Source organism: Rufibacter ruber (genome assembly GCF_001647275.1).
Lineage (GTDB): Bacteria > Bacteroidota > Bacteroidia > Cytophagales > Hymenobacteraceae > Nibribacter > Nibribacter ruber_C.
Window position 1 is genome coordinate 68,959 of the sequence record NZ_LRMM01000019.1, and the last position, 14,546, is coordinate 83,504.

The window sequence follows — 14,546 nt, forward strand, 5'->3', positions numbered from 1 at the left end:
TATGCAACCCTGTTTCTGTTTCTGGGGTCTTTTTCTGAAAATACGCCAAAAACAGAAAGAAAATATCCAAGTTTGGTGAGAGTGCGTATAGAATTGAGTAACTTGTTCTTATGAAGGTACGGTCAATAGTGGGAGTGTTGCTGATCAGCATGTGTATGGCAGGGTGTCACTCAGGGCGAATTGCTTGCCCAGATGTCTCTGGGAAGAAAAGCGGGGGCTTGTTTAGCTTCCTGAAGAAGAAACCAGCCCCAGAAGATCAGGCCAAAGAAGGGACTGACATTGGCGGCCGGGACATGGAGTTTGGCAAAGACGGCTTGTTGAAAAAGAAGAATGCCAAAATGCCTACCAACAAGAAGAAGCAGCGCATTGTCACCAAGCAGGGAGTCACCAGGAAATGAGTGGGAGGAGCAGCTCGCCTATGAAACGATATTGGCACACATTCTTCTTTGTTCTTGCTTTAGGCATGATACTGGTGGCTGCCCGGCCAGCCGCCGCTCAGGTAGAGTACCTCACTCCGGCCCAGCAGAAGAAAGAAGTGCGTAAATCTCTGAAAGAGGCGCAGAAAATTAAGACGGAATACAATGAATCGCATCTGAACCTAAAGGCGTATAACTTTGAGCGGGGCGCAAGCGGCCGCAAACGGGTCAAGAATCCGCAGGATCAGGATGAGATGCTGATGAACGAAGACGGCACGGCCGTCACCAAACCAAAGTCAAAACCGAAGAAAGCTAAAAAGCGGAAGCAAAAGCAGGCTGCTGCCCAGGCTTCTTCAGAAAGATATATTGAACTATGCAATGGCAACCCCTTACTAGTGTAGAGCAACTAGAGCAGATAAAAGCAGAATCAAGAGAGCACGCGGTCGTGATTTTCAAGCACAGCACCACGTGCTCCATCAGCGCCACGGCAAAAAGCAGGTTGGAGCGGCAGTGGGCAGATGTGGGCTTGGGGCAGGTGACCCCTTATTACCTGGACCTGCTGTCTTACAGGCCAATCTCCAATAAAATTGCAGAAGAGTTTTCTGTACGGCATGAGTCACCGCAGCTATTGGTGATCAAAGATGGCGAGTGCCAGTACCACGGCTCCCACTTAGGGATCAACCTGCAGGAAGTGAAGAAATTAGCCTCATAGGTAGTTTCATGTTTCTGTTTTAGGGCTGTTTTTGAAAAAGTAGCCCGAAAACAGGAACGTATATATGAAAACAAGTTGCTATGTCGTTCTGTTTCAGTATCAAGTAGGCCTATTCTTCAGTTTAATATGGTTAAGTAGTGGTGTAGGCGTTCTTATAGCCTGATCAGAATCTTCTGGGCTGAACATTACTAGGTGCAGAGGGCACGCCACCCTGAGTCTGCAAAGTAATTGGTATGGGGTAATAAGAGGGGCGGCTTTTCTTTATAAAGAAGGGGAAAGAACCTCTAATGAGTTATTCCTGTGTCTGAAGAATATAATTTGCTGGTGCTTGTTTAGTTAACTACATTTATAGTAACCATTGTCTTGAAACCCGTGCGTCCATTTCTACTTGCCTTATTCCTGCTTTGCACCTTTCCGGTTGGTTTGGCATTTGCCCAGGCCGCTGAAGAGGAGGAAAGTTATTCCAGAGAATTCACGTATGGGATCAACTTCAATTCGAACGGCGGGCTCATAGGGGGGCTCATGATCAAGCAGGTCTATCACCTGAATGGCAAGTGGTACCACTTCTGGGGATTGGAAGGGGTAGAGGTAAAACACCCCAAAGAGACCCGCTACCAAAATCCGCGCAGCGGAGGGAGCTATATAAGAGGAAAAAGTAATTATCTGTTCGTATTGCGGCCGCAGTATGGGAGAGAGTACACGTTTTTTAAAAAGGCGGCTGAATCTGGGGTGCAAGTGAATGGTATAATTGCTGCGGGTCCATCTATTGGGTTTCTAGCCCCCTATTATATTGAATTTGACTATAGTAATTATGGTAATAACTGGAACCTTCAGGGGCCTCTAGATATTAGAACTGAGCAGTTTGATCCAGATAAGCATGAAAAAAGGATTGATAACCCTGATCTTCGGACTCTTAATGGGGTTGGTGTTTTTCAGGGTCTTTCAGAACCCAATCTCAGATTTGGCGGAAACATTAAAGCAGGGGTGAGCTTTGAGTACGGCCGCTATATGGAAAGCGTGACAGGTATTGAGGTGGGCGTGCTTTATGAGGCATTTGCTGGTGATCTCACTATGATCCCTGCCGGAGAAAACCGCCGCCATTTCACTTCGTTTTACCTTACCTTATATTACGGCCACCGCCGTTGAACGATCCTGCCCGGTTAGGTGTTTTTTGGCTATCCGCTCCTCTCTTAGTACCTTTACGCCATGGATCAATTGATTGCATTGCCGGTCATTCAACCGGCTGAAGCTCAAACGAAAACTCGTAAGCCAGACTGGTTGCGCGTAAAACTGCCTGTAGGCAAGGAATACGCCAAAGTAAGACAGCTGGTGGACACCTATAAGCTGCATACCATCTGTGAAAGTGGGAACTGTCCCAATATGGGCGAGTGCTGGGGAGCCGGTACTGCCACGTTCATGATTCTTGGTAATGTATGTACCCGTTCCTGCTCTTTCTGTGCGGTGGCCACCGGAAGACCCAATGAGTATGACCTGGATGAGCCCCGCAGGGTGGCTGAAGCCATCCAACTCATGGGGGTGAAGCACGCGGTGATCACCTCTGTGAACCGTGATGAATTGAAGGACCGTGGTGCCAGTATCTGGCATGACACCATTGTCCAGATTAAAAACCTTTCCCCAGAAACCACCATTGAGACCTTGATCCCAGATGTAAAAGCCAACTGGGAGGCGCTGGAGGTCATGATTTCGGCGGGCCAGGAAGTGGTTTCCCATAATGTGGAAACCGTGAAAAGCCTTTATAGGCAGGTGCGGCCCCAAGCCAAGTATGACCGCAGCCTGGAGCAAATCAGACGCATCAAAGAGTACGGGAAGCGTACCAAGACGGGCATAATGCTAGGGCTGGGTGAGACTAAGGAAGAGGTGTATGAAGCCATGGATGACCTGGCCGCTAACGGCTTGGATATTCTCACCCTGGGGCAATACCTGCAACCCACCAAAATGCACCTGGAGGTTGCAGAATTTATTCATCCAGACTTGTTTGCCCATTACAGGGAAGAAGGACTTCGGCGAGGGCTAAAGTATGTGGAGTCTGGCCCGTTGGTGCGTTCATCTTACCACGCTGAGCGGCATGTGCATGTGTAGGTAATTAATTAGTCGTTCTATTTCAAGAGAAAAGCCCCGCAACCTTGCGGGGCTTTTCTCGTTTAAGGCATTTTTTTTAATTTTTTACAGGTAAACGTCTCATTGCTAAAAAACGGGAGTAGGAGATTTAGTAGAAATACGATTGTATTATTTATATATAGGGATTTTTAAATTATTTATTTTTAAAAGTTGGTTTAGCGGTTAGATTCCTATAAAGCATGATTTAGAAGCCAGAAAGGCAGTATTTTATTTTGTTTTCAGCCTTTTAAAAGTATTTGTTGTCAGCTGAAATTCCAAGGGTGAAGATATCTGGCCATATCAATTATATATTGTTCACCTTTGTGTGTTCTGTGATATTTGTATCTTTTTTATGTACCGTAACTTTTGTGTGAAAAGGAAGTACATGGGGATGCTCATATCATAATATGACTATATAAGGGTTGGATAATTTAGTAACAATAGTTTAGTGGTCGCATGAAGAAAATTCTACACGTAATAGCAGCTCTGTTTGCTATTTTATTCTCAACAAAAGCACAAGCCCAGAGCGCCCCCGGATTAGGGGCGGCACAGGAGTTTGCGGTGTTGGGCAGTACCTCTGTCCTTAGCACTGGGAACACACTTGTGTATGCTGATCTGGGTACCTCTCCCGGAACGGCTATCGTTGGTTTTCCGCCAGGGATAGTACTGGGCGAAATCAGGCCAGGAGGTGTTGAGCCTACTGCTGCACAAGCTGATGCACGTAGAGCATACAACGCTCTCGCAGCCATGGCGCCTACCCAAAACCTTACGGGCCAGCAATTGGGGAAGGGGTTCTCCCCTAGTCCGGCTGCCGTAGAGGGAACCATTTTAGGGCCGGGAGTTTACCGTTTTAACGGAGATGCCTTATTAAGAGGTCAGCTGCGTTTAGATGGGCGCGGAAACCCTAACAGTGTTTTTGTATTCCAGATAACGGGTGACTTCAGAGTTGAAGACGGCTCGGTGATGTCTGTGCAGAATGGTGCGCAGCCAAAAAACATTTTCTTTCAAATAGGTGGTAACCTGGTAGATGCCAACGGGGCGCTGGTAGGTACTGCCGCGGCCTTGAAAGGGAATATGCTGGTGCAGAATGATATAACCCTAAGCAACGGTACTACACATGAGGGACGGTTGCTTTCCTTAGGTGGCAATGTTTTGTTAAGCGATAACACCATTTTCCTCCCTACAATTGTAGAAACAGACTTAGCGATCACCAAAACGGTAGACAGAACGGTGGTGTCTGTGGGAGACACCGTTACCTATACCATTACTGTGCGTAACCAGGGGCCAGATGATGCCACCGGTGTGACCGTAACAGAGACCTTCCCCAGCCAGATTGCTTTCCTTGATTATACCGGGTTCATTGACGGAACTCCGGCAAATTTTGCATACAACCCCTCTACCGGGGTCTTTGTCATTGGTGATCTTGCCTTTGGGCAGATAGCCACAATACGGGTGAGAGCCAGAGTTTTAGCAACAGGGAATGATGTGAGAAACCGTGTGACGGTAATTGCAGACCAGCCAGACCCAGATGATGACAATGATGAAGATGAGGAACCCGTGGTAGTTACCCCGGTAGTAACTGATCTGCAGGTGGTGAAAATGGTAGACAAGACCCGGGCGAACGTGGGAGATGCACTTACCTATACCATTACCATACGGAACAACGGCCCAAATAACGCCACTGGTGTGTTTGTGCGGGATGTGCTTCCGCTGGGGCAGATTAATGTGACCGGGCAAACCGCAACAACCGGTAATTATAATGTGAGTACCGGAATCTGGACCGTTGGAAATTTGGCGGCGGGTGTTACGGCAACCCTGACTATCAACGCCACCATCACTGGAACAGGAACCATCGTAAACACGGCGGTGATCAGAGGCAATCAGTCTGACCAGCAGCCAGGCAACAACACGTCTACCGTGGTAACGGTGGTAGGGAACACCCCGGCCCCCGGACCTCTTGCTGATCTACAAGTGGTTAAAGCGGTGAACAGAACGCGCGCCAGCATAGGTGATGTCTTAACTTATACCATTACCGCCCGTAATGCCGGGCCTGACGCAGCTACTGGGGTAAAGGTAACAGATGTATTTCCGGCGGCTTTCTTAAATAACATCAGTGCATCGGTTACCGCGGGTACATATGACCAGGCTACAGGGATTTGGAACATTGGAAACTTAGCCGTAGGAAGCATAGAAACCTTAACGGTTACCGCTACTATTACCGCCAACGGCAACGTCATTAACACGGCGGTCATCAGAGGTGACCAAACAGATGAGCGCCCAGAGAATAACACTTCCACTGTGATTACCATTGTTGGGGCCGGGCCTGAAGAGCCAACGGTGTTTGCTGATGTACAAGTGGTAAAAACTGTTGATAAGACTCGGGCGAACGTAGGCGATAACTTGACCTATAGAGTAACAGCCCGAAACAATGGCCCAGCCACGGCCACTAATGTTCTGGTAACAGATGTATTCCCAATGGGCCAGGTAGATTTAGGGACTGCAACGGTGAATGTTGGTTCTTATGACCCAGCCACTGGCGTGTGGCAAATTGGTACCCTCACGGCAGGTCAGGAAGCAGTTCTAACCGTCACGGGGCCAATCAAAGCTGCCGGTACCATTGTGAATACCGCAGTCATCAGAAGCAACGAGGCAGATCCGCAGCCGCAGAACAATACTTCTACTGTAATTACAGTGGTAGGCGCTAACCCACCGGGAGCACTTGCTGATCTGCAGGTGATCAAAACCGTAGACAAGACCCGTGCGAACGTAGGCGATGCATTGACCTACACCATTAGAGCCCGCAACAATGGACCCGCAAATGCCACGGGCGTAGTGCTGGTTGACATGCTGCCAATGGGGCAGTTAAATATCACGGCGCCGCCAGTAGTTTCAACAGGGTCTTATAATATGACTACCGGTATCTGGGCTATTGGTAACCTAGCTGCTGGCCAGGAGGTGACGTTACAGGTGACCGGTGTTATCACTGCCACTGGTACCATTGTGAACACCGCCACCATTGGTGGAAATGAAGCCGATCAGCAGCCGGGCAATAACACCTCTACCGTAGTAACGGTGGTAGGCCCAGGCACCGGGACCCCAGAGAACCTGACCGACCTGCAGGTAGTGAAAACGGTAGACAAGTCAAGAGCCAGCCAGGGCCAGAGTCTGACTTATACCATCACTGCGCGTAACAATGGCCCTGCCACTGCCACCGGAGTGACTGTGACAGATGCTTTCCCAACCGGCCAGGTGACCCTTAACACGCCTACCGTTACAGCAGGCACCTCATTTGCCAATGGGGTATGGACAATTGGAGCCCTTGCTCCAGGGCAGGAAGTAGTGTTAACTGTTTCTGGTACCATTACCATTGCATCAGGCACTATTGTCAACACCGCGGTAATTAGAGGTAGTAACACCCAAACTGATGAGCGGCCAGAGAACAACACTTCTACTGTGATCACTATTGTGTCCCCAACAGGGCCTAACCCGGCAGAGTCTACAGACCTGCAGGTAGTGAAGACGGTAGATAAAACGAGGGCTACAGTAGGGCAAACGCTTACGTACACCATCACGGCTACCAACAATGGCCCTAATGCCGCCACCGGCGTGTTTGTGCTAGATGTGTTGCCAAGATTACAAGCTACGTTCCCAGCACCAACCGTATCTGCCGGTACCAGCTTCAACACCAGTACAAACATCTGGTCAATTGGGGCCCTCGGCGCAGGTCAGTCTGTCACCTTTACTGTAACTGGTACTATCACCACTGCAGGAACAATTGTGAATACGGCGGTGATCAGAGGAAACGAGGCAGACCTGCAGCCGCAGAACAACACCTCTACTGTGATTACCATAGTAGATGGTAACCCGGGAACAGGAGCGTTGGCTGATCTGCAGGTAGTGAAAACGGTAGACAAGACCAGAGCCAGAATAGGTGATGCCTTAGTGTACATTATCACTGCCCGTAACAACGGACCGGCTGGTGCTACTGGGGTAGTGGTGAGAGATGTGCTGCCAACGTCACAATTGAATGTAAATGGTCAGCCATCTGTCACTAAGGGGAATTACAATGCCGCCACCGGCGTGTGGAACATTGGTACCCTGGCCGCAAATGAAGTGGTGACCATGACGGTTATCAGCACCATTGCCGCCAATGGAAGTATCGTCAATACGGCTACCATCAGTGGGAATGAGGCTGATCAGCAACCAGGCAATAACACCTCTACTGTGGTGACAGTAGTTAGCCCAACCCCAGGAGGTGTATTGACAGACCTGCAGGTGGTGAAGACGGTAGACAAGCCAACTGCTTCTATTGGTCAAACCCTAACCTATACCATTGTCGCCCGCAATGCAGGCCCGTCTAACGCTACCGGAGTAACGGTAACCGATAGACTGCCGCAGGAATTCCTGAATACCATCACCGCTTCAGGTGGTAACTATACAATTACCTCAGGAACCTTGACCTGGACCATTGGTAACCTGGCTGCTGGCCAAACGGCAACCTTAACAGTAACAGGTACTATTACTAAGAACGGAACAGTGGTGAACACCGCCGTAATCACCGGAAACGAGACAGATGAGCGGCCGGAGAACAACACCTCAACCGTGATTACCGTCGTAACGCCGGGTGGTCAGAACCCTGAAGATGCAACGGACCTGCAGGTGGTGAAGACGGTAGACAAAACGCGGGCCACGGTTGGCCAGTCCCTGACCTATACCGTAACTGTGCGTAACAACGGGCCTAACAATGCAACGGGAGTCCTGGTGGTAGACATGCTGCCAATGAGACAGGCAAATTTCCCTGCCCAACCAACAACAACGTCAGGTTCTTATAACATGGCAACCGGTATCTGGACCATTGGGAACCTGGGTGCTAACCAGACGGCTACGTTAACGGTAACAGGAACCATTACTGCCAACGGAACCATTGTGAACACAGCAATAGTGAGCGGTAACGAGGCAGATTCAGAACCTCAGAACAACACTTCTACTGTGATCACCATTGTAGAAACCCCAACAGGCCAAGACGCTAACCTGGCCATTGACAAAACGGTGTTGAACAACGTGACCGAAGTAACCTTGGGTGGACAGATCACCTATGTACTGAGGGCGAGCAATGCAGGACCTGGGGCGGCCACCGGTGTAATTGTGACAGATGTGATCCCAGAAGGGTTTACCTATGCAAGCCATGTTGCCCCTACCGGAACAACTGCGGTGTATAGTTCTGCCAACAAAACCCTTACCTGGACCATTGGAAACTTAGCAGTAGGCACACCAGCGGCAAGAGAACTGCGCATAGTAGTGACTGCCTCAAGAGTAGGGCAGTATGTGAACACCGCGGTGATTAGAGGAAATGAAACAGACCCAGATGACGATGACAACACTGATTCGGCACCGCCTGTCTGTGTTCGGCCAACGGCACCTGTTGTGAGCAATGAAGTAGTTTGTGTCAGCACTGCTGCGGTGCCTGTAGACTTTACTGTGGCGGCAATAGCCGGCGTCACCAACTACCAGGTCCTGAGCACCGGTATGCCAGGTTTGAGTACTGCTCCAATTGCGGTGAATGGTACCACGTTGAGAGTGACCATACCGGCAGGAGTGCAAGCTGGTACCTATACCCTTACCTTTGTTGCCCTGAACGGCAATTGCGCTACCAACTCTTCTACCGCTACCTTAACGGTAGCCGCGGCACCGGCTGCCCCAGGCATTCAAGGTGAGAATAACCCGGTATGTGCAGGCACCACCTATGCCTACAGTGTAACTAGCCCAGTGGCAGGAATTACCTACACCTGGAGTGTGACAGGCACCGGCTGGAGAATAGAAGGTGCATCTACCGGTACGCAAGTGCAGATTACAGCGGGTACAGGCGCAGGCAGAATCTCTGTAACGGCCACTAACCCAACAGGACCTGCTACCTGTAACGCCTCAACGTACACCACCCAGAACATTACCCCTGGGGCTACTCCGGTCACACCAGGCATTCAGGATAACAGCGGGCCATGTGCGGGATTGAATTTCGCCGTAGCAAATCCAAGTACTGATCCATTGGTGACGTATGAGTGGAGCGTAACCGGTGCCGGAATCACCTTCACCGGAGGGGGCACAACTGCCACAGGTACCTCAGTATCCTTGACAGCTGATGCCAATGCCAAAGAAGGGAAACTTACCCTGACCGCTACCCGCGCCGGCTGTGGAAGCACTTCCTACACCCTGGATATTGACGCCAGAACGGCTAATACCACGCTGCTGATTCCTAACGTGTTTAGCCCGAACGGTGATGGGGTTAATGACACATGGGTGATTCAGAACCTGTTGAACCTGCCAGACAATGACTTGTTCATCTACAACCGCTGGGGGAACGAAGTCTACAAAACCAGAGGCTACCAAAACAACTGGACCGCAAACGGTCTTGAAGAAGCCACTTACTTCTATGTGCTGCGTGTGAGAGGCTGTAACGGCCAGGAGCAGATATACAGAGGTTTTGTACAAGTAGTTCGCTAACCGGTGAATAAAATTAAATAGGTAAGAACATGAAAAAACTTTTAATAGTGATCGTGACTATGCTGGCCGCAGGTGGAAACCTGCTGGCCCAGCATAGGCCACAATTCTCACAATACATCTTCAACCAACTGGTCATTAACCCTGCTTATGCAGGTACCAAAGAACATGTAACGGTAAATGCTTTTCACCGGCAGCAGTGGTCTGGGGCGTTTGGCGGGCCAGAACTTGAAGGCGCTCCCAACACGCAGACCTTAAGCGTAGACGGCCTGACCCGTAACAACCGTATTGGCCTGGGTTTTCACCTCACACGTGATGAGATTGGCCTCCAGAACCGGAAGAACATCACCGTAGACGCGGCCGTAAAGTTGCCGCTAAGTGAGTCTTCTGTGATAAGTGTTGGCTTGGGCGCGGGTGTATCACATTTTGCCGTAGATGCCGGAAAGTATAGAACGGGGAACGATGAACAAGTGGACCCTGCCTTGGAGAAAGCGAATAAAGCCAGAACCTGGAGCCCTAACGTAAACATGGGGGTTTTCTTCCACACAGAGCGTTTCTATGCCGGGGTGTCGGTGACTGACCTGATTGGAATTGATGAAGACATCAACTATGATCCAGAGCGCCACTACTTCTTTACCACCGGCTACGTGGCTGATCTGGGGGAGAGCATCAAGGTAAAGCCCAGCATCATGCTGAAAGACAACTTTGACGGCCCCAGCAACGTGGACTTCAATGTGTTCTTCCTGTTCAAGGAGCGTATTTGGCTAGGTGCCAGTTACCGTACCGCTATGTACATCTTCCAGAATGATTTTGAGGGGAAAGGCCTCAGCTCAAAAGATGCTATTGTGGCTATGACGGACATCTACATCACCCCCCGCTTGAGGTTTGGCTATGCGTATGACTTTACCCTGCACAGTACCCTCAATGATTTATCCACCCATGAAATATCCCTTGGTTACAGCTTCCTCAGAAAGCAGGAGACCAAGATGCTAACCCCGCGGTATTTCTAACATCATAAATCAGAATTGACTATGCGCTATTTATACAATCCAGTGTTTACGTTTCTCTTGGCTGGCAGTCTTGCCCTGGGTGGATGCCAAACCACCCGCAAGGCAGACCGGCACTTTGAGAATTTTGATTACGCCCTGGCCATTGACGAATACCAAGAGGCTTTGCCGGCAAAGAACCTAAACTGAAAGGAGCCCAGCGGCTGGCAGACTCTTACCGGCTAACCCGCCAAACGGTGAAGGCAGAAGAGTGGTACGCCAAGGTAGTGGCCATGCCAGAGGCTGATCCTGTCAACATCTTCTACTACGCAGAGGCACTCCGCAGCAACGGCAAGTACTTTGAGGCCAAAACACAGTACCAGAACTACGCCATGAAAGTGCCAGCCCAGGCAGCCATGGCCAATGCCAAGGCGCAAGCCTGTGATGCGGCGCTCAAATTGTTGGAAGAGCCGGCTTCTGCCATAGTGGTGAATGAAACCGCCATCAACTCCGGCAACGCAGACTTCAGCCCTACGCCCTACCAGAATGGCATCATCTTCGCCTCTGACCGGGGCGGTGCAGCCAGCAGCGGGAAAGACAAAGAGGAGAGGACCTACGGCTGGACCGGCCGCCCGTTCCTGCAGATGTTCTATGCCCAGCGCAATGAAGACAGCACGTGGCAACTGCCCGTGATGGTAGATGAGTCCCTGAACAGCAAATACCATGACGGTACGGCCGCAGTAGACAGCAGCAATACCACGCTGTATTTTACCCGCACCAACATGGTGAAGGTGAAAAACAAAAACATCAACACAGACCCTACCAGCTGGGTGAAGAAGCCGTTGTCAAATGACTACGTAAACCGCCTGGAGATCTATTCTGCCCAGCAGGACAGTGGCAAATGGAGCAATGTGAAGCCCTTTGAGTACAACAAAGTAACAGAATACAGTGTGGGCCATCCGGCACTGTCGCCAGACGGGCAAGTAATGTACTTTGTGTCAGACAAGCCAGGCGGCTACGGCGAGACAGACATTTACTACACAGAGAAGCAGGCAGACGGCTCCTGGGGCCAGCCCGTGAACGCCGGGAGCACCATCAACACCGTGGGCAAAGAGATGTTCCCCGCTTTTGACCAGCAGGGCAACCTTTACTTTTCCTCAGACACCCACTCAGGGTTTGGCGGACTGGATGTGTTCAGAGCCAAGGGCAGCCGCTCTACCTGGTCTAAGCCAGAGAACCTGCGGGCACCGGTCAACTCACCCAAAGATGATTTCGGGCTGGCTTTCATGCCAAACCAGAAGAACGAACTGGTGGGGTACATGTCTTCCAACCGTGACAGCAACAACGGCACAGATGACATCTACAGCTTCAAACTGCTGAGCAACGCGGTGCTGCTGGTAACCACGCTGGAGCGCATACAGATGCCAAGCAAGAAAAGCACCACGCAGCCATTGCCAGATGTACGGTTAAAGCTGGCTATTCAAGGCACCACAGATTCTACCATTGCGTTCTCAGACCGTAACGGAGAGTACCTCTACGGCGTCATGAAAGGCAATATCTATGAGCTGATGGGGGAGAAGTTTGGCTACCTGAGCCAGTCTGCCACGGTCAACATAGACACCACCAGCCTGTCAGATACCACCCGCGTAACGCTGATCTTTGACAAGAGCACCGTGAACCAGAGCATTATCATTGAGAACATCTACTATGATCTGGACAAGTGGAACATCAGACCAGACGCCGCCGCTGAATTGAACAAGCTGGTGCGTACCCTCAAAGACAACCCAAGCATTAAGATTGAACTGGGGGCCCACACAGACAGCCGCGAAGGCCAGGGCTACAACCAGCTGCTCTCTGAGCGCCGGGCCCAGTCAGCGGTAGAGTACCTGGTGTCACAGGGCATTGCCCGCAACAGGCTTACCTGGCGCGGGTACGGGGAGACCCGCCTCGTAAACAAATGTGCTGACGGGGTAGAATGTCCGGAAGACATGCACCAGATGAACCGCCGCACCGAGTTCAAGATCAAGTAACCGTCTGCTTCAAAACTGAAAAGCCGTCCCTGGGTATAGGGGCGGCTTTTCTGTTTTGGGGCTGTTTTTCAAAAAACAGCCCCAAAACAGAAGCCTCAACTTTTGAAGCTGCAAGAAGGCATCCTGATTCTTTCATTGGCTTGCCAATAGCCCACCCATTCCTAATTCATAATTATAAGTTGGGCGTGCCCCTGCGGGTCGGGCTATCCGCTGCAAGTCCTCGGGCTCGTGCCTCACCCTGTGGGCTTTCCGCTGCTATCCCTCACGCGGTTATACCGGTAATAGATTCCTTCGCCACCGTAAATCAAATGTATTACTAGAATTACAAAGCTAAGGTCTGCTGGTGCAACAACGCTGTTCCCTTTCGCAAGAGGGAGAAAGCTAGGAAGAGGGCATGGCGCGATAGAAGCAGCGGAAAGCCCAGGAGAAAGCGCTTGCCCAAAAGCCTCGTAGCGTCTGGAAGCGGCCTGTGAATGTTAAATGCCGGTAGCCACCGCTGCCCCTCAGAGGAACTGTGCTGTTGCGTTTTTGACCTGTTTTTCTAAAAACAAGCCGAAAACAGGAATTCTCACTTGAGAAGCAATGCCCTGCTGCAGAGATTCCAAACCCTTGCCCTACAGTGGCAGATGTTTAAAAGCCGCAGAGCAAAGACAAAAAAATAATCCCCAAGCACAGCTTGGGGATTATCATCAGTTCTATAAGGAAGCTGTTTAGCGCTTTTCCCTTTTTCTATGGTAATGGATCGTGACTGGCTTTGGGATGGCGCAAGCGTGAGCTTGTGCCTGCGTTTTAAGGCTACTTTCCCAAAAACAGCCCGGAAACAGAATAGCCTATAGGCACAAGCGAAGGCTTGCGCCGCAACTTGACATAAAAGCTCTAAACAGCTTCATGGGTTAACGCTTAGCCGTGGCTCTTGAGCTTTCCGCTTGCGGCGGATACTTTGCTAAGATTTGGGTTACAATTTCCTGTACCTTCTCCTGGGTCAGGGATTTCTCGTTTCCGGTAGTCTCACCGGTGCCACGCCACACCAGTTCATTGGTTTTGGCGTCTACAATGTCCAGGATGATAGTGCCGGCCTGATAGTCCTGTACCGTGGTGTTGTTGTACAGGCGGTTATAGGTGTAGGCGTAGCGGTAGCCGTACCAGTAACCGTAGCCAATCATGGGTACACTTACATAATCTGGCTGCACGCGCTGCACATTTTCAATAGACACATCATAGGCCAGGAGCATATCTGCGTTGGCTTTGCTGGTGGCTTTAGTGAAACCACGGCGGGCCATCTCCGTTTCTACAGCGGTTTTAATGCGCTTGTCCAGAAACGTGCTGTACCTACGGCTGGAGTCGCTCTTGGCAATAGGTTGTTCCTGGTACCAGTTCCAGGTCTTGTACTGCTGGAAATTAGTGGCTTGGTCGTAATCACTGCTGACGTTGAAACTCGGGGCGCAGCCCGTAAAGCCCAATACCAACAGCACTAGTATCATCCCAAACACAGACTTTAAGGTTCTGCTTGCTCTTTTCATGGATTTATACTGTTTTGCAATTAAGTTTAAGTGACAGGTAACCTCCGTCTAAATATAGTATTTCGCAATATTTTAAGATTGGAAGCACTGTCTTTTATACGTGAGTTTATCTGTTATGTGCAATTGTAGCGCAAATATTGTGCCTGCCTTCTCTGTAGCGTGGTAAGATTTTCCAGTTATTTCTGAAGCAGTTGTAAATAAATTGAGCCAACAGGGGCTGAGTAAAAGCGGGGAGGCGGTGGTTTCTGTTTTCGGGCTGTTTGCCTAAA

10 protein-coding genes are annotated in these 14,546 nt (G+C 50.3%); 9 read left to right on the forward strand and 1 reads right to left on the reverse strand.

Annotated features, from left to right (window positions below; genetic code table 11):
* Positions 1-110: 110 nt before the first annotated feature.
* From A8O25_RS22955 to A8O25_RS09685, 9 genes are all read left to right on the forward strand, one after another.
* Complete coding sequence (locus A8O25_RS22955) at positions 111-398, forward strand: hypothetical protein (RefSeq protein ID WP_153042684.1); 288 nt, start codon at positions 111-113, stop codon at positions 396-398.
* 20 nt (positions 399-418) lie between these two features.
* On the forward strand, positions 419-817 hold the full coding sequence (locus tag A8O25_RS09655) for a hypothetical protein (RefSeq protein WP_066834118.1): 399 nt from the start codon (positions 419-421) through the stop codon (positions 815-817).
* The gene (ytxJ, locus tag A8O25_RS09660; RefSeq protein ID WP_066834120.1) at positions 790-1,128 is read left to right on the forward strand and encodes a bacillithiol system redox-active protein YtxJ; all 339 of its coding nucleotides are present in this window, start codon (positions 790-792) and stop codon (positions 1,126-1,128) included. The genes A8O25_RS09655 and ytxJ overlap by 28 nt, the downstream gene beginning before the upstream one ends.
* Positions 1,129-1,500: 372 nt before the next feature.
* Positions 1,501-2,274 carry a hypothetical protein gene (locus tag A8O25_RS09665; protein ID WP_241498984.1) on the forward strand — a complete coding sequence of 258 codons (774 nt, stop codon included), beginning with the start codon at positions 1,501-1,503 and terminating at the stop codon, positions 2,272-2,274.
* Between the two features lie 69 nt (positions 2,275-2,343).
* A complete protein-coding gene (gene lipA, locus A8O25_RS09670; protein WP_066834162.1) occupies positions 2,344-3,228 on the forward strand; it encodes a lipoyl synthase in 885 nt (294 codons plus the stop codon).
* A 474-nt stretch (positions 3,229-3,702) separates the two neighbouring features.
* Complete coding sequence (locus A8O25_RS09675) at positions 3,703-9,744, forward strand: DUF7507 domain-containing protein (RefSeq protein ID WP_074987962.1); 6,042 nt, start codon at positions 3,703-3,705, stop codon at positions 9,742-9,744.
* Positions 9,745-9,773: 29 nt separating this feature from the next.
* Positions 9,774-10,751: a PorP/SprF family type IX secretion system membrane protein gene (locus A8O25_RS09680; RefSeq protein WP_066834123.1), complete on the forward strand. Its 978-nt coding sequence runs from the start codon at positions 9,774-9,776 to the stop codon at positions 10,749-10,751.
* A 21-nt stretch (positions 10,752-10,772) separates the two neighbouring features.
* Complete coding sequence (locus tag A8O25_RS23210; RefSeq protein WP_161947729.1) at positions 10,773-10,937, forward strand: hypothetical protein; 165 nt, start codon at positions 10,773-10,775, stop codon at positions 10,935-10,937.
* Positions 10,938-10,984: 47 nt separating this feature from the next.
* Positions 10,985-12,757 (forward strand): OmpA family protein, encoded by a 1,773-nt coding sequence (locus A8O25_RS09685; RefSeq protein WP_066834125.1) that lies wholly within the window; start codon positions 10,985-10,987, stop codon positions 12,755-12,757.
* A gap of 893 nt (positions 12,758-13,650) precedes the next feature.
* Here the strand turns inward: A8O25_RS09685 and A8O25_RS09690 are convergent.
* Positions 13,651-14,277 (reverse strand): DUF4136 domain-containing protein, encoded by a 627-nt coding sequence (locus A8O25_RS09690; protein WP_066834129.1) that lies wholly within the window; start codon positions 14,275-14,277, stop codon positions 13,651-13,653.
* Positions 14,278-14,546 lie beyond the last annotated feature (269 nt).